This is a genomic window from Pantoea sp. SJZ147, assembly GCF_007828605.1.
Lineage (GTDB): Bacteria > Pseudomonadota > Gammaproteobacteria > Enterobacterales > Enterobacteriaceae > Pantoea > Pantoea allii.
The window spans coordinates 413,224-437,075 of record NZ_VIVB01000002.1 but is presented as its reverse complement, the minus strand read 5'-3'; the positions used below and the strand labels follow the sequence as shown (position 1 = coordinate 437,075).

The 23,852-nt window shown below is 53.4% G+C and carries 20 protein-coding genes; 7 read left to right on the top strand and 13 right to left on the bottom strand.

Annotated elements, in window-relative coordinates; translation table 11 throughout:
- Positions 1-62 precede the first annotated feature (62 nt).
- The 13 genes from murG to ilvI form a co-directional block, all read right to left on the bottom strand.
- A complete protein-coding gene (gene murG, locus FBY13_RS04685; RefSeq protein ID WP_109716540.1) occupies positions 63-1,118 on the bottom strand; it encodes an undecaprenyldiphospho-muramoylpentapeptide beta-N-acetylglucosaminyltransferase in 1,056 nt (351 codons plus the stop codon).
- Positions 1,115-2,329 carry a cell division protein FtsW gene (gene ftsW / locus FBY13_RS04680; protein ID WP_145393615.1) on the bottom strand — a complete coding sequence of 405 codons (1,215 nt, stop codon included), beginning with the start codon at positions 2,327-2,329 and terminating at the stop codon, positions 1,115-1,117. The genes murG and ftsW overlap by 4 nt, the downstream gene beginning before the upstream one ends.
- Positions 2,329-3,645: a UDP-N-acetylmuramoyl-L-alanine--D-glutamate ligase gene (gene murD, locus FBY13_RS04675; RefSeq protein ID WP_145393614.1), complete on the bottom strand. Its 1,317-nt coding sequence runs from the start codon at positions 3,643-3,645 to the stop codon at positions 2,329-2,331. Before murD ends, ftsW begins: the two co-directional genes overlap by 1 nt.
- 2 nt (positions 3,646-3,647) lie before the next feature.
- Entirely contained in the window at positions 3,648-4,730 is a 1,083-nt protein-coding gene (gene mraY / locus FBY13_RS04670; RefSeq protein ID WP_013024610.1) for a phospho-N-acetylmuramoyl-pentapeptide-transferase, read from the bottom strand.
- Positions 4,724-6,082 carry a UDP-N-acetylmuramoyl-tripeptide--D-alanyl-D-alanine ligase gene (gene murF / locus FBY13_RS04665; protein WP_145393613.1) on the bottom strand — a complete coding sequence of 453 codons (1,359 nt, stop codon included), beginning with the start codon at positions 6,080-6,082 and terminating at the stop codon, positions 4,724-4,726. Before murF ends, mraY begins: the two co-directional genes overlap by 7 nt.
- The gene (gene murE, locus FBY13_RS04660) at positions 6,079-7,566 is read right to left on the bottom strand and encodes a UDP-N-acetylmuramoyl-L-alanyl-D-glutamate--2,6-diaminopimelate ligase (RefSeq protein ID WP_096010984.1); all 1,488 of its coding nucleotides are present in this window, start codon (positions 7,564-7,566) and stop codon (positions 6,079-6,081) included. Before murE ends, murF begins: the two co-directional genes overlap by 4 nt.
- Entirely contained in the window at positions 7,553-9,319 is a 1,767-nt protein-coding gene (locus FBY13_RS04655) for a peptidoglycan glycosyltransferase FtsI (protein WP_063878399.1), read from the bottom strand. The genes murE and FBY13_RS04655 overlap by 14 nt, the downstream gene beginning before the upstream one ends.
- A gap of 16 nt (positions 9,320-9,335) precedes the next feature.
- Positions 9,336-9,656: a cell division protein FtsL gene (gene ftsL / locus FBY13_RS04650; RefSeq protein WP_145393612.1), complete on the bottom strand. Its 321-nt coding sequence runs from the start codon at positions 9,654-9,656 to the stop codon at positions 9,336-9,338.
- Positions 9,653-10,594: a 16S rRNA (cytosine(1402)-N(4))-methyltransferase RsmH gene (gene rsmH, locus FBY13_RS04645; RefSeq protein ID WP_096010983.1), complete on the bottom strand. Its 942-nt coding sequence runs from the start codon at positions 10,592-10,594 to the stop codon at positions 9,653-9,655. Before rsmH ends, ftsL begins: the two co-directional genes overlap by 4 nt.
- A 2-nt stretch (positions 10,595-10,596) precedes the next feature.
- Positions 10,597-11,055 (bottom strand): division/cell wall cluster transcriptional repressor MraZ, encoded by a 459-nt coding sequence (mraZ, locus tag FBY13_RS04640; protein ID WP_063878397.1) that lies wholly within the window; start codon positions 11,053-11,055, stop codon positions 10,597-10,599.
- A gap of 491 nt (positions 11,056-11,546) precedes the next feature.
- On the bottom strand, positions 11,547-12,557 hold the full coding sequence (gene cra / locus FBY13_RS04635; RefSeq protein ID WP_096010982.1) for a catabolite repressor/activator: 1,011 nt from the start codon (positions 12,555-12,557) through the stop codon (positions 11,547-11,549).
- Positions 12,558-12,753: 196 nt separating this feature from the next.
- On the bottom strand, positions 12,754-13,245 hold the full coding sequence (gene ilvN, locus FBY13_RS04630) for an acetolactate synthase small subunit (protein WP_006117664.1): 492 nt from the start codon (positions 13,243-13,245) through the stop codon (positions 12,754-12,756).
- Between the two features lie 2 nt (positions 13,246-13,247).
- Complete coding sequence (gene ilvI / locus FBY13_RS04625) at positions 13,248-14,972, bottom strand: acetolactate synthase 3 large subunit (RefSeq protein ID WP_063878395.1); 1,725 nt, start codon at positions 14,970-14,972, stop codon at positions 13,248-13,250.
- A 732-nt stretch (positions 14,973-15,704) separates the two neighbouring features.
- On the opposite strand from ilvI, the gene leuL reads away from it, so the two are divergent.
- The 7 genes from leuL to FBY13_RS04590 all read left to right on the top strand — a co-directional run bounded on the left by leuL (position 15,705) and on the right by FBY13_RS04590 (position 23,850).
- On the top strand, positions 15,705-15,788 hold the full coding sequence (gene leuL, locus FBY13_RS23880) for a leu operon leader peptide (protein WP_109716544.1): 84 nt from the start codon (positions 15,705-15,707) through the stop codon (positions 15,786-15,788).
- A gap of 88 nt (positions 15,789-15,876) precedes the next feature.
- Positions 15,877-17,439: a 2-isopropylmalate synthase gene (gene leuA / locus FBY13_RS04615; protein ID WP_145393611.1), complete on the top strand. Its 1,563-nt coding sequence runs from the start codon at positions 15,877-15,879 to the stop codon at positions 17,437-17,439.
- 2 nt (positions 17,440-17,441) lie between these two features.
- The gene (gene leuB, locus FBY13_RS04610; RefSeq protein WP_063878393.1) at positions 17,442-18,533 is read left to right on the top strand and encodes a 3-isopropylmalate dehydrogenase; all 1,092 of its coding nucleotides are present in this window, start codon (positions 17,442-17,444) and stop codon (positions 18,531-18,533) included.
- 4 nt (positions 18,534-18,537) lie between these two features.
- Positions 18,538-19,935 carry a 3-isopropylmalate dehydratase large subunit gene (leuC, locus tag FBY13_RS04605; RefSeq protein ID WP_063878392.1) on the top strand — a complete coding sequence of 466 codons (1,398 nt, stop codon included), beginning with the start codon at positions 18,538-18,540 and terminating at the stop codon, positions 19,933-19,935.
- A 10-nt stretch (positions 19,936-19,945) separates the two neighbouring features.
- Positions 19,946-20,551, top strand: coding sequence for a 3-isopropylmalate dehydratase small subunit (leuD, locus tag FBY13_RS04600; protein ID WP_063878391.1), 606 nt, complete (start codon positions 19,946-19,948; stop codon positions 20,549-20,551).
- A 391-nt stretch (positions 20,552-20,942) separates the two neighbouring features.
- The gene (locus FBY13_RS04595) at positions 20,943-22,976 is read left to right on the top strand and encodes an NAD(P)/FAD-dependent oxidoreductase (RefSeq protein ID WP_145393610.1); all 2,034 of its coding nucleotides are present in this window, start codon (positions 20,943-20,945) and stop codon (positions 22,974-22,976) included.
- Positions 22,977-22,986: 10 nt separating this feature from the next.
- Positions 22,987-23,850 (top strand): shikimate dehydrogenase, encoded by an 864-nt coding sequence (locus FBY13_RS04590; protein ID WP_096010978.1) that lies wholly within the window; start codon positions 22,987-22,989, stop codon positions 23,848-23,850.
- Positions 23,851-23,852: the final 2 nt, after the last annotated feature.

Below are 23,852 nucleotides of genomic sequence, written 5' to 3'. Positions count from 1 at the left end.
CCTACCTACTCATTCAGTTTGTGCTCAGTTTGAGCACGGGTCAGCCAGGCTGACCTGATGCGTTAATGTGCGGCGTGAGCCACTGCCTGCGCGACCCGTTCAGTCGCATCGGGTACCGCCACCTCATGGGCTTTTTCAGCCATCGCGAGTAATGTCGGGCGATCCCAGTGACGCAACGTTTCCGCTACCGCCTCCGCTGTAAACTGCGGCTGCTCAAAAATTTTGGCTGCACCTGCGCCCTCAAGCGGCAAGGCATTCCAGTACTGCTGACGATCTTTGTGCTGAAACGGCACGAAGATGGCCGGTAATCCCGCGGCAGCAATTTCACTCACCGTCAGTGCACCTGAGCGACAAATCACTACATCAGCCCAGGCATACGCCGCCGCCATATCATCAATAAATTCGGTCACCTTGTGCTGCTGACCTGCCTGCTGATAGGCATGCTCTACGTCCTGCAATGCACCTTTACCGGTCTGATGCCAGACGGTGATCTGCTCACCCAGTTTTGCCGCAACCAGGGGCACCGTCTGGTTAAGAACGCGCGCGCCCTGACTGCCGCCCACCACCAGAATACGGATGGCACCACTGCGTCCGGCCAGGCGCTGAGTCGGTGATGGCAGGGCCAGCACGTCCGTACGCACCGGGTTTCCTACCACCTCTGCGTGGGGAAACGCACCGGGAAATGCCTGCATAACTTTGGTGGCAATTTTTGCCAGCCACTTGTTGGTCAGTCCGGCAATACCGTTTTGCTCATGCAGCACGACAGGGACACCACAGCTCCAGGCCGCCAGGCCGCCCGGGCCCGATACATAGCCACCCATGCCCAGCACGACGTCCGGCTTCCAGGCTTTAATAATCTTGCGAGCCTGACGCCAGGCGTTAAAAATACGCACCGGCGCTAGCAACAGGGCTTTGATGCCCTTGCCGCGTAATCCGCTGATACGGATAAAGTCGATGTCGATACCGTGCTTGGGTACCAGGTCGGCTTCCATACGATCTGCGGTGCCTAACCAGCGAACTTCCCAGCCCTGCGCTTTCAGATGATGGGCCACGGCCAGCCCCGGGAACACATGTCCACCGGTGCCACCTGCCATGACCATCAATCGTTTACCACTCATCGACCACCTCGGGTAAACGCCTGCGCTTTAGCCAGACGCGTTTCATAATCAATACGTAACAAAAATACGATGGCCGTAGACATAATGATGAGACTCGAACCACCGTAACTAATTAACGGTAACGTCAGCCCTTTGGTCGGTAACATACCCGCCGCGGCACCCACGTTGACCAGTGCCTGAAAGCTAAACCATACGCCGATTGAACAGGCTAAGAAGCCCGAAAAACGTTGGTCAAGTTCAAGCGCGCGTCGACCGATCGACATTGCGCGAAAAGCGACGAAGAATACCATTAACAGCGCTAAAACCACACCGATGTAACCCAGTTCTTCTCCGATAATGGAGAAAATAAAGTCGGTATGCGCTTCGGGCAGATATTCCAGTTTCTGAACCGAATTCCCCAGCCCCTGGCCCCAGAATTCACCGCGGCCAAATGCCATCAGCGATTGTGTAAGCTGGTAGCCGCTGCCGAAAGGATCTTCCCATGGGTCCCAGAATGACGTAACGCGGCGCATACGGTATGGCTCGGCGATAATCAACAGCACCACGGCAAAAATGCCGGAGCCGATGATGGCCAGAAACTGCCACAGCTTGGCCCCCGCCAGAAACAGCATCGCCAGCGTGGTAACAAACAGCACCACCACCGTGCCGAGGTCCGGTTGAGCCAGCAGCAGTACAGCCAGCACGACCATCACGCCCATCGGCTTACAGAAGCCCCAGAAGTTATTTCGCACCTCTTCGACTTTACGCACCAGGTAACTGGCGAGATAGCAGAAGAGCGTGAGTTTAGATAATTCGGCTGGCTGGATACGTAGCGGGCCTAACGCAATCCAGCGTGAAGCACCATTGACCGAGCTACCCACGACTAAAACAATCAACAGCATGGCGACAGACACCATCAGCATCACGTTGCTGTAACGCTGCCAGAAATCCATCGGGACGCGCAGGGTAACCAGCGCCATACCGAATGCCAGGGCGATATAAAACGCATCACGCTTGGCAAAATAGAACGGATCGTCATTCAGACGCTGACCTACCGGCATCGACGCCGAGGTCACCATCACAAAGCCGATGGCGGCTAAGCCCAGCGTTAACCAGAGCAACGTACGGTCATAGAGCACCAGCGAGGTATCATCGCTTTCGCGCGACCCCATTACCCAGTTACTCAACCGACTGGACAGGTAACTCGCAATGCCCGAACCAAGAATACGCATCAGCTTAGCTCCCTGGCCAGTTGCGCGAAGACGTCACCGCGCTGCTCAAAACTGCGAAACTGATCGAGGCTGGCACAGGCTGGCGAAAGCAGTACCATATCGCCCGGCTGGACCTGCCTGGCAATCTGTTCCATAGCCTGCTGCAGCGTTTCAGTGCGTACAGCGACGTCGGGCCGCAGCGCGGCCAGCGCATCACCATCGCGACCAAAGCAGAACAACCGGATACGATCGCCCTGAACATAAGGCGCCAACGGCGAGAAGTCTGCTGATTTGCCATCCCCACCAAGCAGCAGCCAGAGCGTGCCGTTAACCTGCAAGCCTTTTAATGCGGCTTCTGTACTGCCGACGTTGGTCGCTTTTGAATCATTAATCCAGCGTACGCCGCGATTCTCATGAACCAGTTGAAAACGGTGTGGCAGGCCGGAATAGGCTGCAAGCGCAGACAGGCTGGTGGATCGTGGTAACCCCACCGCATCTGCCAACGCTAATGCCGCCAGCGCATTGGTGTAATTATGTTGCCCCACCAGCGTCATTTCATCGGTGTTTAGCACCTTCTCGCCTTTGGCCCGGAGCCAGATACTGCCCTGCTGCTTATTGAGATGATAATCCCCGATATCGATGCCAAAACTCACACAGCGCGCGTCAGCGCCGCGCACCGGCATCGTCATGCCATCATCAGCGTTCACCACACAAACCTGGGCGTTCTCGTAAATACGCAGTTTGGCTGCCCGATACTGCTGCATACCTAACGGATAGCGATCCATATGATCTTCCGTCACGTTAAGAATGGTGGCGGCTGCGGCTTTCAGGCTGTGCGTGGTTTCCAACTGAAAGCTGGAGAGCTCCAGCACATACAGCTGCGCAGGCGCTTTCAGCAGGCTGAGCGCGGGCAAACCAATATTGCCACCCACGCCTACCTGCCAGCCTGCCGCCTTCGCCATTTCGCCGACCAGGGTGGTGACCGTACTTTTTCCGTTCGAGCCGGTAATCGCCACAATCGGTGCCTGTGCTTCACGACAAAACAGCTCAATGTCACCGACGATTTCGATGCCCGCGTCCGCAGCTTCACACAACGCCGGATGCGCCAGCGCAATACCGGGGCTGGCAATGATAAGGTCTGCCGCTAACAGCCAGTCACTGTTGATACCGCCCACGTAGCGCTCTACCTGCTCAGGCAACTTATCCAGCCCTGGCGGTGACATACGGGTATCCATCACGCGTGGCGTTACGCCCTGCGCTACAAAGAAATCAACACAGGACAGCCCGGTCAGGCCTAATCCGATGATGACGACTTTTCTCCCGCGATAGTCAGCCATGATTACCGTACCTTCAGCGTCGCCAGGCCAATCAGCACCAGCATGAGCGAAATAATCCAGAAGCGCACAATGACGCGCGGCTCTGGCCAGCCTTTCAGTTCGTAGTGATGGTGGATTGGTGCCATACGGAAAATGCGTTGCCCGCGTAGCTTGAATGACCCCACCTGCAGAATCACCGACAGCGTTTCAACAACAAACACGCCGCCCATGATCACTAATAAAAATTCCTGACGCAGCAGCACGGCGATGGTCCCCAATGCGCCGCCCAGCGCCAGCGATCCGACATCGCCCATGAAAACCTGGGCCGGATAGGTATTGAACCAGAGGAACCCTAATCCTGCCCCCACGATGGCGGTACAGACGATCACCAGTTCACCGGCATGCCGTAAATAAGGAATATGCAGATACTCGGCGAATTTCACGTTACCTGTTGCCCAGGCGACCAGTGCAAAACCTGCCGCCACAAAGACGGTTGGCATAATGGCCAGGCCATCCAGACCGTCGGTCAGGTTGACGGCATTACCGGTACCCACAATGACAAAGTAAGCCAGCACGATGTAAAACAGCCCCAGCTGTGGCATCACGTCTTTGAAGAAAGGCACAACCAGCTCTGTGGCTGGCGTATCTTTACCGGCCAGGTAAAGCGCAAAGGCAACGCCCAGGGAAATCACCGACATCCAGAAGTATTTCCAGCGCGCGATCAACCCTTTGGTATCTTTGCGTACTACTTTGCGGTAATCATCGACAAAGCCAATCACGCCAAAGCCCACCAGCACCACCAGCACACACCAGACATAGGGGTTGGATGGGTAAGCCCACATCAATACCGACAGGGTGATCGAAGTCAGAATCATGATGCCGCCCATGGTCGGCGTCCCACGCTTGCTAAAGTGCGACTCCGGGCCGTCGTTACGCACCACCTGACCGATTTGCAGTTTCTGCAGCCACGCAATCAGGCGTGGCCCCATCCACAGGGAGATAAATAACGCGGTCAGCAGGCTGACAATGGCGCGAAACGTCAGATACGAAAAGACGTTGAAGCCGGAATAAAATGCGACCAGATGTTCGGCCAGCCAAACTAACATGTTCCTTTCTCCTGTAAGCTCTGTACTACCTGCTCCATGGCGGCACTACGTGAACCCTTAATCAATACGGTCATTTCTTTGTGTTCGGACAGTAACTGGCGTAAACGTTCAGTCAGCGCGGTTTTATCGCTGAAATGTTCGCCAACGCCACTGCTTTCGCTAATTAAATGGCTTATCTGACCGGTGCTTAACACCCGATCAATGCCTGCGGCTTTGGCGGCCAGGCCCACTTCACGATGGCACTGTTCGCTTTCGTCGCCTAATTCAGCCATATCGCCCACCGCCATGACGCGGTAACCCGGCATCTCAGACAACACCTGGGCTGCTGCGATCATTGAGCCGACGTTTGCGTTGTAGCTGTCATCGAGCAGCAGTTGCTGCGCGGAGAGGCGAATGGGGAACAGGCGACCGGGCACGGACTGAAGGTTTTTCAGGCCACTCTGCACTGCGCTGAGCGGGGCATCCACCGACAGCGCGAGCGCGGCAGCGGCGAGCGCATTCGCAATATTATGCCGTCCCGGCACCGGTAAGGTAATGTCTGCTTCGCCATGCGGCGTGTGCATAACAAAGTGCGTGCCATCCTGACTGATGCGAATGTCGCGCGCGTGAAAATCGCAGTCAGCATCCTGGGGGGAGAAACGCCATACCGTTTTACCGTGCAGGTTCTCCTGCCAGTGCGGCCAGTCATTGCTGTCAGCGTTTAAAATCGCCGTTCCCTTCGCGGGCAAACCGTTAAAAATTTCACCTTTGGCTTTTGCCACGCCAGCCAGCGAACCAAACCCTTCAAGATGAGCCGCGGCAAGGTTATTGACCAGCGCGCTTTCCGGACGGACCAGATCGGTGGTGTAGGCGATTTCGCCCTGATGATTTGCACCCAGCTCAATGACCGCGAACTGATGTTCAGGCGTGAGGCGCAATAAGGTCATCGGCACGCCAAAATCGTTGTTCAGGTTACCGGCGGTATGAAGTGTTTCACCGCATTGACGTAAAATCGCAGCCGTCATCTCTTTCACCGAGGTCTTACCGGAAGAGCCGGTCAGGGCAACGACCCGAGCGCTGGCCTGTTGACGCACCCATGCTCCCAGCTTGCCAAACGCCAGGCGCGTATCTTTAACCACGACCTGAGGCACAGATACAGGTAAACGCTTACTTACCAGCAAGGCTTTGGCCCCCTTGGCAATGGCATCTTCTGCAAAGTCATGGGCATCAAAACGCTCGCCCACGATGGCCACAAACAGGCTACCTGCGGTGACCTTGCGGGTATCCGTTGTGACATCATTTAATGTCAGGTCGTCGCCGTGCAGGGTGCCGCTGGTGATCTGTGCTAACGTGCTCAATGAAACCGGAATCATGCTACGCCTCCTAGCAATGTGGCGACCGTCGCACGATCGGAGTAATCCAGACGTTGATTGCCAACAATTTGATAGTCTTCATGGCCTTTCCCGGCCACCAATACGATGTCATCGGGATGAGCCTGCATGATGGTGCTGGTCACGGCCTGCGCGCGTCCGGAAACGACACGGGCACGGCCAGGATCGAGCAGCCCACTCAGAATGTCCTGCACAATCGCCTGAGGATCTTCACTGCGCGGATTATCATCCGTCACCACCACCACGTCGGCAAACTGCTCAGCAATTGCTCCCATTAGTGGGCGCTTACCTTTGTCGCGATCGCCGCCACATCCGAACAGGCACCACAGTTTGCCTTTGCAATGCAGGCGCGCGGCTTCCAGTGCTTTCTCTAAGGCATCCGGCGTGTGGGCATAATCCACCACGACGGTAGGCTTACCCGGGGCGCTGAAGACTTCCATTCGCCCGTTCACCGGCTGCAGTCTTGCCGCAACCCGCAGTAGATCATCCAGCGCATAACCCAGCGCCAGCAGCGTTGCCAGAGCCAACAGTAAGTTACTGACGTTGAAGGCCCCCATCAGGCGGCTGTTTATCTCGCCCTCGCCCCAGCTTGAGTCGAAGCGAATGTGGGCACCATTATCGTGATAGTTCACGTCGGTCGCACGAAGCCAGCGACCATGATTACCGGGCTGCAGGTTATTTTCCATCGTGACTGCCACGGCGTCAGGCAGATTTGCCAGCCAGCGGCGACCGACGTCATCGTCAGCATTAAGCACGGCCACACCGACCTGATGCTCGGAAAATAACAACCATTTTGCCGACGCATACTGCTGCATATCACCGTGGTAATCGAGATGGTCACGGCTGAGGTTGGTAAACACCGCAGCGGCAAAAGGCAGTGCTGAAACACGATGCTGCACCAGCCCGTGTGACGAAATTTCCATTGCCGTCAGCGATGCGCCTTTCCGGACCAGTTCATCCAGGTTGTGCTGCACATCTACGGCTGAACCCGTGGTATTTTCCGCTGGCACCAGTTGCCCGACCAGCCCATTGCCTACCGTGCCCATCACCGCACTGGTTTCGCCCAGCAGGCTGGCCCATTGCGCCAGTAACTGCGTGGTGGTCGTTTTACCATTGGTACCGGTTACGCCAATCAGCTTTTGCTTTTCGCCCGGCTGCTGGTAAAAACGGCCTGCCAGAGCAGAAAGACGTTGATGCAGCTGCGCCAGATAAATGACCGGCACGCCGTGCATCTCACGAATTTCGCCGTCGGTCGCTTCCCCTTCTGCTTCCGCGATAACGGCAGCCACGCCCTGCGCAATCGCCTGAGGAATAAACCGTCGACCATCAACCTGATGGCCAGCAATGGCCACAAACAGATCGCCCGCCGCCGCACTGCGGCTGTCCAGAGTCATGTCACGCAACGGGCGCGCAGGTGCGTCAGGCACCCACGGTCCGAGTAAGTCGCGCAGGTTACGATCTGTCACTTGATTCCTCACTTCTGTTTGTCACCAACTCGTTTTTGTCATTGGTCGGCAGGGCATCCGGTTCGATATTCATGGTACGCAGAACGCCGCCCATGATGGCACCGAACACCGGTGCAGAAACCGCACCACCATAATATTTACCGGCCTGGGGATCGTTAATGACCACCACCAGCGCAAAACGAGGGCGACTGGCAGGCGCAACGCCTGCGGTATAGGCAATGTATTTATTCACGTAACGACCATCCGGCCCGACCTTTTTCGCGGTACCGGTTTTGATCGCCACGCGATAGCCTTTGATGGCGGCTTTCACGCCGCCTCCGCCCGGTAACGCCACGCTTTCCATCATGTGCACCACGGTTTTCACCAGGGCTTCAGGAAACACGCGCTCACCACCAACCGGTGGATCAACTTTGGTTATCGACAGCGGACGAGCAATGCCGAAGCTGCCAATCGTTGCGTAGACTCGCGCTAACTGTAACGGCGTTACCATTAGCCCGTAGCCGAAAGAGAAGGTGGCCCTCTCTATGTCAGACCACCGTTGTTTTTTAGGGTATAAGCCACTACTTTCCCCGACCAGCCCCAAATTGGTCGGTTTACCCAGTCCAAAGCGCGCGTAAGTATCTACAAGCGCTGAGGAGGGCATCGCTAACGCCAGTCGTGAAACACCGACGTTACTCGATTTCTGTAAAACACCTGTCAAAGTCAGTTCGCTGTAGCGCGCCACATCTTTGATTTCATGGCCGTTGACGCGATAGGGAACGGTATTCAGTACGCTGTTCTCTTTCACCACACCGCGTTGCAGGGCCGTCATCACCACCATCGGCTTCACCGTTGAGCCAGGCTCGAAAATGTCGGTGATGGCGCGGTTACGCATCAGGTCTTTTGCCGTGTTGCTCAGGTTATTCGGGTTATAGGCCGGGCTGTTGGCCATTGCCAGTACTTCGCCGGTGTTCACGTCCACCAGCACCGCCGTGCCCGATTCCGCTTTGTTAAACGCCACTGCGTTGTTGAGTTCGCGGTAGACCAGCGCCTGCAGGCGTTCGTCGATGCTCAGCGTCAGGTTATGCGCGGCACGGCTGTCAACCGAAGAGATATCTTCAATCACACGTCCGTAGCGATCTTTACGCACGGTTCGCTCGCCCGGTTCACCGGTCAGCCATTTATCGAAGCTCTTTTCGATGCCTTCAATGCCCTGGCCGTCGATATTGGTAAAGCCGATGAGATGTGACGTCACCTGACCAGCCGGATAGTAGCGTCGGGACTCTTCACGCAAATGAATGCCTGGCAGCTTGAGTTTTTTAACGTATTCACCGATGGCGGGATTAACCTGACGCGCCAGGTAAATAAAGCGCCCTTTGGGATTCGCATTCACGCGTGCGGCCAGTTGATCAATGGGGATAGAAAGGGCATCGGATAAGGCTTTCCAGCGGCTGTCAAGCGTGACCCCGCCAGCATCATGTAGCTCTTTAGGATCGGCCCAGATCGCATTTACCGGCACGCTGACCGCCAGCGGGCGTCCGCCACGATCGCTGATCATGCCGCGCGCGGTCGGCACCGCCTGAACGCGTAATGAGCGTAAATCGCCTTCTTTAACCAGCTTGTCTGGGTTGATCACCTGCAGCCATGCAACCCGGGACAACAGCCCACCTAACGCCAGCAAAATGCAACCGCATAACAACGCAAAACGCCAGCTTACAAAGCTGGCTTTATCTTCCGGTTTTTTTAACTTCAGCGTTCTTTTTACGCCGTTCATTAGCAGTAACAGATCCTTATTTTTGCACCACGATGTTTTCCTGCGAAGGATCAACGTGCTGCATCTGCAGCTTTTCGGTGGCGATCCGCTCAACGCGGCTGTGATCGCCAAGGGCGTTCTCTTCCAGAATTAAATTGCGCCATTCAATGTCCAGCGCATCACACTCCAGCACCAGTTGCTCTCGCTGGGCGGTTAACAGGCGCGTTTTGTGCGTAGTGGTCACCACCAATACGGCAGAAACCAGTACGGCTATCAGCAACAGCAGGGGAATTTTGCCTTTGCGCAAAATGTCCCCGGCGATAACGCCGGGTAAGCTGTGCCGTTCGTTGCCGATCATGCGTCAGTTCTCTCCGCGATGCGTAAAACGGAACTGCGTGCACGAGGGTTCTCTTTCACCTCAATGTCGCCCGGGACCATTTTTCCCAGTAGCTTTAACTGACGGCCACCCAGCGCATTGAGCTGCTGTTCGGTCATAGGGAGTCCATGTGGCACCTGCGGACCCCGACTCTGATCGCGCATAAAACGTTTTACCAGTCGGTCTTCCAGCGAATGGAAGCTGATAACGGATAAACGCCCTTGTGGGGCAAGTACCTCAACCGCACCTTTCAACGCGATATCAATCTCTTCCAGTTCGCTGTTAATCCAGATCCTGATCGCCTGGAAGCTGCGCGTGGCCGGATGTTTAAACTTATCTTTTATCGGTGTGGCTGCGGCAATTACCGCAGCCAGCTCTTTCGTGCGCGTCATCGGTTCTTCACGATTACGTTCGACGATGGCGCGGGCAATGCGTTTCGCAAAACGCTCTTCACCGTAAGTTTTCAGCACAAACGCAATATCCGCTTCGTCTGCCTGCAATAACCATTCGGCGGCAGAGTGACCCCGCGTGGGGTCCATGCGCATATCCAGTGGTCCGTCACGCATGAATGAAAAGCCTCGTTCGGCATCATCCAGTTGGGGGGACGAAACCCCCAGATCCAGCAATATGCCGTCGATACGGCCAACCAGTTCCCGCTCGGCCATGTACTCTGCCAGTGCGGAAAAAGGACCATGAACAATCGAAAAACGTGGGTCCTTTATCTCAGCCGCTGCGGCGATAGCTTGCGGGTCACGGTCAATGGCGATGAGCTTTCCGCCAGCGCCAAGCTGCGCCAGAATTAAGCGCGAGTGGCCGCCACGACCGAAGGTGCCGTCGATGTAGATACCGTCTTCCTTGATGTTGAGGCCATTAACCGCCTCATCCAACAGCACGGTGGTGTGTTTGTAATTTTCCTGCATAGCTATAGCGATAAATCCTGCAACCGCTCAGATAAAGGCTCCTGAGCTGACTGTTCTGCGTCAATATCTTCCCTGACTTGTTGATACCAGGTCTGTTCATCCCACAGTTCAAACTTATTGAACTGCCCAACCAGCATCACTTCTTTGCTTAAATTTGCATGCTGACGAAGCGTATTCGCCAACAACAAGCGGCCTGCATTGTCCATCTGACATTCACTGGCATGTCCCAGCAGCAAGCGCTGTACCCGGCGCTCCAGAGGATTCATGCTGGAAAGACTCGCCAGCTTCTTCTCAATGATTTCCCATGCGGGCAAGGTGTAGAGCAACAGGCATGGCTGGTGGAGGTCGATGGTACAAACCATCTGCCCCTGTGATTCCTCGCTCAGCAAATTGCGATAGCGCGTTGGTACCGCCAGGCGTCCTTTGCTGTCGAGATTGACTAACGTTGCTCCACGGAACATGCCAGCCTCACCCCTCAATTACCCATTTGCACCACTTTATCCCACTTTTTACCACAAAACGAGTTTAAGGATCGTAGGAAATCATTGTCAAGCCGGAGCGGCAGTTGAATATGACTATTTACCGAGGCGGGAATTAACACTGAGAGGGTTTCAAAACGCCAAAAGATGATTAATCAAAATTAAACTAATGAATAACTGAATAAAAAAATCTGACGCAAAAAAGAGTGGCTTAAAATTACACGTTTATTCAGGTTGAATAGCGTTGAGCCGTTTTGAGACAGGGGACGCATTTTAGGGGATTTCTTAAGGGATGCACAGCCACATAGCGACAAACAGCGTTTAAAACAGGCGCTAAGTTGTAAGTAAACAAGAATAGTCCGTTAACTTAATTTGTGAGCATGAGTGAATAACGCTTACGCTTTTTTACTTTAAGAAGAAAGAGTTTAAAAACAGCATGTAATAGACAGGGCAGACTTATTGCTGCCCTTAATTTAATTAGAAATTCTGCTTAATTGTCCACGACGCAATAAATTACGACGAATTCGGGTTAAACCGGGTTTGGGTTTTCTGGGTTCATCCAAAGAGGCTAAAACTAATTCCAGCACCCGTTCGGCGACGTCACGATGACGTTGGCCAACAGACAATACCGGACATTCAAGAAAGTCCAACAGCTCGTGATCGCCAAAGGTGGCAATGGCGAGATCGGCTGGCAAGCGCCCGTTACGTTTCAGCGTGACATCCATGACGCCCTGCAGCAGACCAAAAGAGGTCGTGAAAAGCGCATCTGGCATGGGGTGATTCTCCAGATAAGTTTCAAACAACGCAGCAGAAGCCGTGCGTTCAAAACTATTACAGTAAATGTAATCAATCGGGCGCTCATCATCTTTCCAGGCCTCTCTGAAGCCCAATTCACGCAGGAAACTGACGGAGAGTTCAGGTAACGCGCCCATAAACAGCACGTTATTAATTTTGAGCTGACGCAATTCAGCCGCCAGCGCAAAGGCATCATCCTGATCGGCGCCGACAACGCTGGTGAAGTGCTCACGATCCAGCGCACGGTCCAGCGCGATGATCGGTAATGGGTTATTGATCCAGCGTTGATAAAAAGGATGCTCGGGTGGAAGCGACGTCGATACGATAATCGCATCGACCTGGCGTTGCAGCAGATGCTCGATACAGCGCATCTCGTTATCAGGCTGATCTTCAGAACAGGCGATCAGCAACTGGTAGCCACGCTGGCGAGCCTGACGTTCAAGGTAGTTAGCAATGCGCGTGTAACTGGTATTTTCTAAATCGGGGATGACCAATCCAATCGATCGCGTGCGTCCGGCGCGCAGCCCTGCCGCTACCGCATTGGGATGGTAATTATGCTCGCGCACCACCGCCATGACTTTCTCAACGGTTTTGTCGCTGACACGATACTGCCGTGCTTTCCCATTTATAACGTAACTGGCCGTGGTGCGCGATACACCCGCCAGACGCGCAATTTCATCCAGTTTCACTGTAACCCCACCATTAAACAGGCTTAAGCTGATTGTTAACCCGCAGATAAGCTATGGACATCCTTTTTAGCACATCTAACAGCAGAAAAGTGCGCGTAGCAACCGCTTTTCTGATGGTCGTCAATCTTGCGCATTAAAAAGAAAAAACCCGGCATTTCGCCGGGTTACAAACATTGCTGATGGTAACGGAGCGTGATTAACGCATAATGCGCTCACCACGGGACACGCCCACGATTCCTGAGCGAGCCACTTCGACAATTTCAGCGACTTCACGAACGGTGCTTAAAAAGGCATCCAGCTTGTCGCTGGTACCTGCCAGCTGAACCGTGTAAAGCGATGGCGTGACGTCAATAATCTGCCCACGGAAGATTTCAGCGCTACGCTTCACCTCTTCGCGGCCATAACCCGTCGCCTGAATTTTCACCAGCATAATTTCACGTTCGACATACGCGCCCTGCCCTAACTCGGTCACGCGCAGTACGTCGACCAGTTTGTGGAGCTGCTTCTCGATCTGCTCCAGCACTTTCTGGTCGCCGACGGTCTGAATGGTCATGCGTGACAGCGTGGGATCATCCGTCGGTGCAACGGTCAGGCTCTCAATGTTATAGCCGCGTTGTGAAAACAGCCCCACTACGCGAGACAATGCGCCGGATTCGTTTTCCAGCAAAACTGATAAAATGCGACGCATAATTAAGTCCTCTCCGTTTTGCTCAACCACATCTCGTCCATGCTGCCACCGCGAATCTGCATCGGGTAAACATGCTCACTGCCGTCAACGTTGACGTCCACAAAGACCAGCCGCCCTGTGGCCAGGGTTTCCAGCGCCAGCGCCAGCTTTTCTTCCAGCTCTGCAGGATGATCAATGGCAATACCCACGTGACCATAGGCTTCAGCCAGGCGAACAAAATCAGGCAGCGATTCCATATAAGACTGAGAATGGCGACCAGAATAAATCATGTCCTGCCACTGTTTCACCATGCCCAGGAAACGGTTGTTCAGATTCAGCACCAACACCGGCAAATCGTACTGCAGCGCGGTCGAGAGCTCCTGAATATTCATCTGAATACTGCCATCACCCGTTACACAGATAACCGTCTCGTCAGGCAGGGCCATTTTAACACCCAGCGCGGCAGGCAGGCCAAAGCCCATGGTGCCGAGGCCACCGGAGTTAATCCAGCGACGCGGTTTATCGAAGGTGTAATAAAGGGCGGCGAACATCTGATGCTGTCCTACGTCCGAAGTGACGTAGGCATCCCCGTTCGTCAGGCGACAAATGGTTTCGATAACCGCCTGTGGTTTGATTTTGTCACTGGTGCGATCGAACGCCAGGCACTGGCGACTGCGCCAGGTTTCAATCGACTGCCACCAGTCACGCAGGCTGTCGAATGGCTGCTTTGCCTCACTCTGATCCAACAGTTCCAGCATTTGCTGTAAGGTCTGTTTGGCATCTCCGACAATCGGAATATCTGCCGCTACCGTTTTTGAAATGGAGGTCGGGTCGATATCAATATGCATCACGGTGGCATTGGGACAATATTTAGCCAGATTGTTGGTGGTGCGGTCATCAAAACGTACGCCAACCCCGAAGATCAAATCGGCGTTATGCATGGTCATGTTCGCTTCGTAGGTTCCATGCATGCCCAGCATGCCGACACACTGGCGATGACTGCCGGGAAACGCGCCCAGCCCCATCAGTGAGGTGGTGACCGGAATATTCAGGCGTTCGGCCAACTGCAGCAGTTCCGCTTCGCAAGAGGACGTGATGGCACCGCCGCCGGCATAGATAACGGGCTTATGCGCCGCCAGCAAGGTTTGCAAGGCGCGTTTAATCTGGCCTTTGTGCCCCTGAATCGTGGGGTTATAAGAGCGCATGCTCACGTCCTGCGGATAATGGTAAGGCAGCTTATTCGCAGGATTAAGAATATCTTTTGGCAGATCGATGACCACCGGCCCAGGACGACCCGTAGAGGCCAGCCAGAAGGCTTTTTTCAGCACCATCGGAATCTCTTCGGTATTTTTCACCAGGAAACTGTGTTTCACCACCGGACGAGAAATACCGACCATGTCACATTCCTGGAAGGCATCATAGCCAATCAGAGACGAAGGAACCTGACCTGACAGAATGACCAACGGAATAGAATCCATATAGGCCGTCGCTATGCCGGTAATCGCATTGGTTGCGCCCGGCCCCGACGTTACCAGCACCACGCCCACTTCGCCGGTTGCGCGCGCCAGACCATCTGCCATGTGCACCGCGCCCTGCTCGTGACGAACCAGAACGTGATCTATCCCACCTACGGTTTGCAGCGCATCATAAATATCCAGCACTGCGCCACCCGGATAGCCGAATACCTGCTTAACGCCCTGATCGATTAACGACCGGACGACCATTTCGGCTCCTGACAACATCTCCATTTTCTGCCTCCCGGCTTGAGGAACTGAATCTACTGACGACTGCTTTCCCGCTAGCCACATGCATCCAGCCCTGTTTTCGCCAATTAAGATCAAAACCTTATGTTTTTGCTAAGACAGCAGAACTCATTTCTGCTGTCCAGATACAGAGAATTCTGCTGGGTTATTTTTTCTAAGAGTAGGTCGATTACCATAACCGCAGAAAAACGGGCTGGCAAACGCCAAACGCCTTTTATTAAAGGAGGCAGGATACAAAGCCTCTGCTCGCCAACTTTGGCTTACGATTATTAAACTAAATACGCCTGTTAATAGCAGAGGAAAATGCTGTTAATGGTATTTTTTGCAGTCGTATCTAAGAAATAAAAAAAACAGATGACAGACCGGTTCAGCCAGCCGTCTTTCAGCCGCGCCTTTTTACGGCGTAACGCTCTTATAAAGTCTTCAGGCGCGATGGATTATGCTGCCTTTCATCACACCTTCGTGGATAAAATGATATAAAGCCTTTAATTTATCATTATAATTCATTGGATTAGCACACAACCATCGACCAGCAGGCTAACGTCAGCGGCAATAAGCATGACGCGAAGTGTCTCTCTCGTTTAATACTCTGCGAGGGCCGAAAATGGCAGAACATTTTTCTTTGCCGCTGCAAAAAATAACCCTTTGCTTATGGTTGACATCGATGGGTGATTCCAGTACCAATAGATGCAGCAAAAAATTCACGAGGTTTGAAACATGTCACGTTCTTTTCGTCTATCAGGTCTACTACTAAACGCAACTTATGTGCGCGGTAGACTTGTGGGCGAAATCAAACACTGATTCGAACCTGCTAAAAGTTAAAAACCCGCGCCTGTCGCGGGTTTTTTTATGCTCGTTGCAAGGCAAGAAACGCAAAAGGATGAACACGATGAGCCAGCAAGTTATTATTTTCGATACCACTCTGCGCGATGGTGAACAGGCATTACAGGCCAGCCTGAGTGTGAAAGAAAAACTGCAAATTGCATTAGCGCTGGAACGTATGGGCGTTGATGTTATGGAAGTCGGTTTCCCTGTGTCTTCACCAGGTGATTTTGAATCCGTGCAAACCATTGCGCGCACCATCAAAAACAGCCGGGTTTGCGGTCTGGCTCGCTGTGTTGAACAGGATATTGATGCCGCTTACGAGTCGTTGCGCGTCGCTGAAGCGTTCCGTATCCATACCTTTATCGCGACGTCACCGATGCATATTGCCACGAAGCTGCGCAGTACCCTGCCTGAAGTGATCGAACGCGCCGTTCGTATGGTGAAGCGCGCCCGTAACTATACGGATGATGTCGAGTTTTCCTGTGAAGATGGTGGCCGTACCCCAATTGACGACCTGTGCCGTATGGTTGAAGCCGCAATTAACGCCGGTGCGACCACCATTAACATCCCGGACACCGTCGGCTACACCTTGCCGAACGAATACGCCAACATCATTAGCCAGTTGATTCACCGCGTGCCAAACATTGATAAAGCGATCCTGTCTGTCCATACGCATGATGATTTGGGCATGGCAACGGGCAATGCGATTGCTGCGGTTCAGGCTGGAGCCCGTCAGGTCGAAGGCACGTTGAACGGATTAGGTGAACGCGCCGGTAACTGTGCGCTGGAAGAAGTGATCATGGCGATCAAAACCCGCCAGCAGATCATGAATGTTCATACCAATATTCATCATCAGGAAATTTACCGTACCAGCCAGATGATTAGCCAGATCTGCAATATGCCGATTCCGGCCAACAAAGCAGTGGTCGGTTCTAACGCCTTTGCCCACTCTTCCGGTATTCATCAGGACGGTGTCATCAAAAATCGTGAAAACTATGAAATCCTGACTCCTGAATCCATCGGCCTGCACAAAATTCAGCTTAATCTGACATCCCGCTCCGGTCGCGCAGCGGTAAAACATCGTATGGAAGAGATGGGCTACACAGAAAGCGAATACAACCTGGATTCCCTGTATGACGCTTTCCTGAAACTGGCGGACAAGAAAGGTCAGGTATTTGATTACGATCTGGAAGCGCTGGCTTTCATTAATAAACAAAACGAAGAGCCTGAATTTTTCCAACTGAATGATTTCAATGTGCAGTCAGGCTCCAGCATTACGGCCACCGCGTCGGTGAATCTGGGCTGCGGCGAACAAACGAAATCAGAAGCGGCGACCGGTAACGGTCCGGTTGATGCGGTTTATCAGGCGATTAACCGTATTACCCAGTTCAATGCAGAACTGGTTAATTACAAGCTGACGGCAAAAGGTCATGGCGAGAATGCGCTGGGTCAGGTTGATATCGTGGTGAGCTACAACAATCGTAAGTTCCACGGCGTCGGTCTGGCGACAGATATTGTCGAATCTTCTGCAAAAGCGATGGTGAACGCACTAAACAACATCTGGCGAGCCAAACAGGTCGAGAAAGAGTTACAGCGCAAGTCTAAAGATCAGAAGGAAACGGTGTAATCATGTCAAACTCTTCACATATCGCAGTACTGGCGGGCGACGGAATTGGCCCGGAAGTGATGGCCCAGGCTATCAAAGTATTGGATGCGGTTCGTCAGCGTTTTAATTTGCGTATTACCACCAGTGAATACGATGTCGGCGGTATCGCCATCGATCGTCATGGCGAACCTTTGCCACCTGCTACCGTTGCAGGTTGTGAGCAGGCTAACGCGATTCTGTTTGGATCGGTAGGCGGCCCTAAGTGGGAGCACTTACCGCCAGCCTCTCAGCCTGAGCGCGGCGCGCTGCTGCCGTTACGCAAACACTTTAAGCTGTTCAGCAACCTGCGTCCTGCGGCGCTGTACAGTGGTCTGGAAGCCTTTTGCCCACTGCGCAGCGATATCGCTGCCCGCGGTTTCGATATTCTCTGCGTACGTGAGCTGACCGGTGGAATTTATTTTGGTCAGCCGAAAGGACGCGAAGGCAGCGGCCCACACGAGCGGGCTTTTGATACTGAAGTTTATCATCGCTTTGAAATCGAACGCATTGCGCGCCAGGCTTTTGAATCGGCTCGTAAGCGTCGCAACAAAGTCACCTCGGTCGATAAAGCTAACGTGCTGCAAACGTCCGTGATGTGGCGCGAAATCGTGAACGAAATCGCGAAAGATTACCCAGATGTACAGCTGAGCCACATGTACATTGATAACGCCACCATGCAGTTGATTAAAGATCCCTCTCAGTTCGACGTGCTGCTGTGTTCCAACCTGTTTGGTGACATTTTGTCAGACGAGTGCGCGATGATCACCGGCTCGATGGGCATGTTGCCTTCAGCCAGCCTGAGCGAAGACGGTTTTGGCCTGTATGAACCGGCTGGCGGCTCAGCGCCCGATATCGCAGGTCAGAACATTGCGAATCCCATTGCCCAGATCCTGTCTCTGTCGCTGCTGCTGCGCTACAGCCTGAATGCCGATGACGCCGCTGCCTGCATCGAGCGCGCCATTAGCCGGGCCTTAGCGGAAGGCTATCGCACTAAAGATTTAGCGGGTGACGGCCATGCGATCAGCACAGATGAGATGGGCAGCATCATTGCCCGCTTTATCGCCGAGGAAAAATAATAAAATGAAAACCTTATACCAGAAGTTATTTGATGCACATGTCGTTCACGAAGCGCCGAATGAAACACCCTTGCTCTATATTGACCGCCACCTGATTCATGAGGTGACCTCACCACAGGCCTTTGATGGCTTGCGAGCACACGGGCGTAAAGTTCGTCAGCCGTCGAAGACGTTTGCCACCATGGATCACAACGTGTCCACCCAGACCAAGGACATCAATGCTTCGGGTGAGATGGCGCGCATCCAGATGCAGGAACTGATGAAGAACTGTGCCGAATTTGGTGTGCAGCTGTATGACCTGGATCACCCGTTCCAGGGCATCGTGCATGTTATTGGCCCAGAGCAAGGCATGACATTACCCGGCATGACGATTGTCTGCGGCGACTCGCACACAGCGACCCACGGTGCCTTTGGTTCACTGGCATTCGGTATCGGTACGTCCGAGGTGGAACATGTTTTTGCCACGCAAACCCTGAAGCAGGGCCGTGCCAAAACCATGAAGATTGAGGTGACAGGCACCGTCGCGCCGGGCATTACGGCAAAAGATATTGTGCTGGCGATTATTGGTAAAACTGGCAGCGCCGGCGGTACCGGTCACGTGGTTGAATTCTGTGGTTCCGCGATTGAAGCGCTGAGCATGGAAGGCCGCATGACACTGTGTAATATGGCCATTGAAATGGGTGCGAAAGCCGGTCTGGTTGCGCCGGATGACACGACATTCAGTTATCTGAAAGGCCGCCAGTTCTCCCCTGAAGGCGAAAAGTGGGAGCAGGCCGTTGCATACTGGCGCACGCTGAAGAGCGATCCCGAGGCTAAATTTGATCGCGTCGTTACGCTGCATGCGGAAGAGATTGCACCGCAGGTGACATGGGGAACCAACCCCGGCCAGGTGATCGCGGTTGATGCCAACATCCCCGATCCCGCGTCATTTGCCGATCCGGTAGAGCGAGCCTCCGCTGAAAAAGCACTGGCTTACATGAACCTGCAACCCGGCATCAAACTGACCGACGTCAGCATTGATAAAGTCTTTATTGGCTCCTGCACTAACTCGCGCATTGAAGATCTGCGCGCCGCCGCCGCGATTGCCAAAGGGCGTAAAGTCGCGCCAGGTGTGCAGGCACTTGTGGTACCCGGCTCTGGCCCGGTTAAGGCTCAGGCTGAAGCAGAAGGACTGGATAAAATTTTTATTGAGGCCGGTTTTGAGTGGCGCCTGCCTGGCTGCTCCATGTGTCTGGCAATGAACAATGACCGTCTGAACCCCGGCGAGCGCTGTGCATCAACCAGTAACCGTAACTTCGAAGGTCGCCAGGGCCGTGGCGGACGCACGCATTTAGTCAGCCCGGCAATGGCCGCCGCTGCCGCCATTAATGGCCATTTTGCCGACATTCGCAGCCTGACATAAGGAAACCATCATGGCAGAAAAATTCACTCAACATACTGGTCTGGTGGTTCCTTTGGATGCCGCTAACGTCGACACCGATGCCATCATTCCGAAGCAGTTTCTGCAGAAAGTGACCCGCGTGGGCTTCGGTGCCCATCTGTTCAATGACTGGCGATTTCTGGACGATCACGGTTTAGAGCCCAATCCGGACTTCGTACTCAACTTTCCTGAGTATAAAGGTGCCTCGATTCTGCTTACGCGCGAGAACTTTGGTTGCGGTTCATCTCGTGAACATGCCCCCTGGGCGCTGACCGATTACGGTTTCAAAGTCGTGATTGCCCCCAGCTTTGCCGATATTTTTTATGGTAACAGCTTCAACAACCAGCTGCTGCCGGTGACGTTGAGCGACGAGCAGGTGGAAGCATTATTCACGCTGGTGAAAGCCAATCCGGGGATCAGGTTTGAAGTGGACCTGGAATCCCAGGTCGTGAAAGCTGGCGACCAGTCTTACAGCTTTAAGATTGATGACTTCCGTCGCCATTGCATGCTGAACGGGCTGGACAGTATCGGCCTGACGCTGCAGCACGAAAGCGCGATCTCGGCTTACGAAAACAACCAGCCGGCCTTTATGCGTTAACTGGTACACCTCTTAATCAGCCCGTTCTGCTCTGCAGTCCGGGCTTTTTTTTTAACGAAAACTGCGCTAAAACAATTAATCGCAATTTATTTTCTTGCAGAAAGCGCGTTATTTATTCACCGATGACGTTTATATTTTGACTCGCATCATCTTCTCCTCACTTTTTCCTCTCTGTTATCACAAGAAGTAAATCGTTTGCTATTTTAATTAACATCAACGCCCTTCTTTTGTTATTTGATAGTTAATCCCATAGAACCTGCCTATAGTTTCTGAAAAAAAAACCATTATTTCCGCAAATTCCCCGTCGCTATCATCGCCGCAGAGAAAATTCAACGCAAAGCACATCGGGATCGTCTCAGCCTGCCTGTCAGATCTTTTGTGGAGACAATGTATGCACGCTTACCCTCACCTGTTTACCCCGTTAACAATCAACGGGATGACATTAAAAAACCGTATCATCATGCCGCCAATGGGCACCAATCTGGCCAGTCTGAATGGCGAAGTCTCTCAGGAACAGCTTGATTACTATTCACTTAGAGCAAAGGGTGGCACCGGGCTCATTACGATTGAGAATATTTGCGTGGATTTCCCATTCGCGTCGAACGGCACCACACAACTACGCATCGATAATGACCAGTATATTCCCGGTTTATACAAACTCACCGAGACGTTGCATAAACACGGAGCCTGTGTCGCCATCCAGTTAAATCATGCAGGTGCATCAGCTTATACCTATCGCCTCAATGGGGAGATGCCCATTTCAGCCTCCGCGGTACCGTCAAAAAAGAAGGGGACTATTCCACGTCCGATGACGCATGAGGAAATATATCGAGCGGTTGACAAATTTGGTGACGCTGCAGAACGCGTCAGACGCGCCAATTTTGACTGCGTAGAGATTCATGCCGGGCACTCTTATTTAATTAGTCAGTTTTTATCGCCACTGTTCAATCAGCGCGATGACGAATTTGGCGGAAGTATCGAGAACCGGTCACGCTTTTTAACCCTGATTGTCGACAAAGTTCGGGCCTGCGTTGGACCGACGTTTCCCATCAGTCTGCGTATCAGCGCGGATGATTTTTTACAGGGCGGTAACACGCTCGCGGATTCGCTGCGCATCCTTGAATACTGTCAGGAAAAAGTCGACTTCATCAATGTGTCGGCGGCGCAGAATGACAACCTGTTTTTACAAATAGACCAAATGTCTCAAGAGGATGGCTGGAAACGCTATCTGTCACGTGCCGTGCGCGACAAATTTAATAAACCCACCGTTGTCGCTGGCAATATTCGCACGCCTCAGCTTGCTGAAGACATTCTTGCCCAGGGTGACGCCGACCTCATTGCCATTGGTCGCGGGCTGATTGCCGAACCAGACTGGGTGCAAAAGGTACAGAGTGGGCATGAAGAGATGATGCGTAAGTGCATCTCCTGCAACATCGGGTGCGCCGACCATCGCATTGCCCGCTCGCTTCCCCTTCGCTGCTCAATTAACCCCGATATTATCCATGGCGATGCTTATAAAAAGCGGCGGGTAAATCGTCCAACGCGTGTCGTCGTCGTCGGGGCTGGGACCGCAGGTATCGAAGCCGCCTGCACGGCCGCCGAGGTGGGATGCAAGACATGGCTGCTTGAAGCCAAAGACCATATCGGGGGCCTGGCTGTCGAGATTGCACGGTTGCCCGAAAAAAAACGTATTGCCGATTTTCCGCAATTCCTGAACAACCGTATGGCCCGGCTGGAGAATTTGCAATTGCAGCTGGGGCAACACATTCAGCCCGACTCCCTCGAAGTGCTGCGTCCCGACTTAATTGTGAATGCCACGGGCTCTGTCCCCCTGCTGCCGCCAATTGCAGGGTTACATGAGACGATCGACCGCCCCGGCAGCGGGGTGTTCACGATTACTGGCATGATTCAACACCTGAATAGCTTTAGCGAGCTGCAAGGCAAGCGTATCGCCGTGGTCGGTGGCGGTGCCGTTGGACTCGATGTTGTTGAGTATTTTGCCAGCCGAGGCGCTGAAGCTGTACTGATTGAAATGCAGCATTCACCAGGACGCGACCTCGACATCATCACAAAGAGAGCCATGTTAGCTCTGCTTGAACAACATCAGGTAGAACAACATATGGACACGCAACTCGTTGAAGTCCAACCCGATCGCTTCCGCGTTAAAAACCCTCACCGCACCTTCGACATCACCTTTGACTACGGCTTTATCTGTCTGGGGATGCGTCCTAACCGCACCGGTTTCGAGGCCATAGAGCACTGGGCCACCGCCAACCAGATCAAAATAATGAACATCGGCGACAGCCTGAAAGCGCGGCGAATTATTGATGGTGTACGCGAAGGACGCAACGTACTGGATGCCCTTGAAGAGATTGGCGCACTGGGTAACCGCGAAGCGACAAGCATTCCACTTTTAACTTACTGAGGACACTATCATGGCAGAACGTATTACCGGGCATACCGAGCTGATTGGGCTAATAGCCACCCCTATTCGCCACAGTATGTCGCCAACCATGCACAACGAAGCCTTCGCGCATCTTGGGCTGGACTATGCTTACCTGGCTTTTGAGGTTGGCACTGAGGAACTGAAGGAGGTGGTGCAAGGTTTTCGTGCACTGAAGCTGCGCGGATGCAATGTTTCCATGCCCAATAAAACGGAGGTTTGTCGTTATCTGGATAAGCTGTCTCCCGCTGCGCAGCTTGTTGGCGCGGTGAACACCGTCGTGAATGATAATGGCGTGCTAACCGGGCACATCACTGATGGTACAGGTTACATGCGCGCCCTCGCTGAAGAGCGCATAGATATCTTGGGCAAAAAGATGACTGTTCTGGGCGCTGGCGGTGCGGCAACGGCCATTTGCGTTCAGGCCGCGCTGGATGGGGTAAAGGCGATCTCGGTATTTAACCAACGCGATAAGTTCTTTGCCAATGCGCAGGAAACCGTGGCGAAAATTCGTGCCCATACTGACTGTGAGATTCAGCTTTTTGATCTCGACGACCATGACCGTTTACGCGCTGAGATTAACGACAGCGTTATTCTCACCAATGCGACCGGCGTGGGCATGAAACCGTTTGAAGGTCAGATGTTGCTCCCCGACGACAGCTTCCTGCGTCCTGAGCTCATTGTCTCGGATGTTGTATATATCCCACGTAAAACACATCTGCTTGAGATCGCAGAGAAAAAAGGCTGCCGTATTATTAATGGTCTCGGCATGATGCTGTGGCAAGGCGCAAGCGCGTTTGAAATCTGGACAGGAAAACCGATGCCTGTTGATCACCTCAAAAAAATCCTTTTTTGAGG

Excerpts from the sequence above, each read along its gene's own strand:
- murG (WP_109716540.1), bottom strand. The coding sequence starts at position 1,118 with ATGAGTGGTAAACGATTGATGGTCATGGCAGGTGGCACCGGTGGACAT.
- ftsW (WP_145393615.1), bottom strand. The coding sequence starts at position 2,329 with ATGCGTATTCTTGGTTCGGGCATTGCGAGTTACCTGTCCAGTCGGTTG.
- murD (WP_145393614.1), bottom strand. The coding sequence starts at position 3,645 with ATGGCTGACTATCGCGGGAGAAAAGTCGTCATCATCGGATTAGGCCTG.
- mraY (WP_013024610.1), bottom strand. The coding sequence starts at position 4,730 with ATGTTAGTTTGGCTGGCCGAACATCTGGTCGCATTTTATTCCGGCTTC.
- murF (WP_145393613.1), bottom strand. The coding sequence starts at position 6,082 with ATGATTCCGGTTTCATTGAGCACGTTAGCACAGATCACCAGCGGCACC.
- FBY13_RS04655 (WP_063878399.1), bottom strand. The coding sequence starts at position 9,319 with ATGAACGGCGTAAAAAGAACGCTGAAGTTAAAAAAACCGGAAGATAAA.
- ftsL (WP_145393612.1), bottom strand. The coding sequence starts at position 9,656 with ATGATCGGCAACGAACGGCACAGCTTACCCGGCGTTATCGCCGGGGAC.
- rsmH (WP_096010983.1), bottom strand. The coding sequence starts at position 10,594 with ATGCAGGAAAATTACAAACACACCACCGTGCTGTTGGATGAGGCGGTT.
- mraZ (WP_063878397.1), bottom strand. The coding sequence starts at position 11,055 with ATGTTCCGTGGAGCAACGTTAGTCAATCTCGACAGCAAAGGACGCCTG.
- ilvN (WP_006117664.1), bottom strand. The coding sequence starts at position 13,245 with ATGCGTCGCATTTTATCAGTTTTGCTGGAAAACGAATCCGGCGCATTG.
- ilvI (WP_063878395.1), bottom strand. The coding sequence starts at position 14,972 with ATGGAGATGTTGTCAGGAGCCGAAATGGTCGTCCGGTCGTTAATCGAT.
- leuL (WP_109716544.1), top strand. The coding sequence starts at position 15,705 with ATGTCACGTTCTTTTCGTCTATCAGGTCTACTACTAAACGCAACTTAT.
- leuA (WP_145393611.1), top strand. The coding sequence starts at position 15,877 with ATGAGCCAGCAAGTTATTATTTTCGATACCACTCTGCGCGATGGTGAA.
- leuB (WP_063878393.1), top strand. The coding sequence starts at position 17,442 with ATGTCAAACTCTTCACATATCGCAGTACTGGCGGGCGACGGAATTGGC.
- leuC (WP_063878392.1), top strand. The coding sequence starts at position 18,538 with ATGAAAACCTTATACCAGAAGTTATTTGATGCACATGTCGTTCACGAA.
- leuD (WP_063878391.1), top strand. The coding sequence starts at position 19,946 with ATGGCAGAAAAATTCACTCAACATACTGGTCTGGTGGTTCCTTTGGAT.
- FBY13_RS04595 (WP_145393610.1), top strand. The coding sequence starts at position 20,943 with ATGCACGCTTACCCTCACCTGTTTACCCCGTTAACAATCAACGGGATG.
- FBY13_RS04590 (WP_096010978.1), top strand. The coding sequence starts at position 22,987 with ATGGCAGAACGTATTACCGGGCATACCGAGCTGATTGGGCTAATAGCC.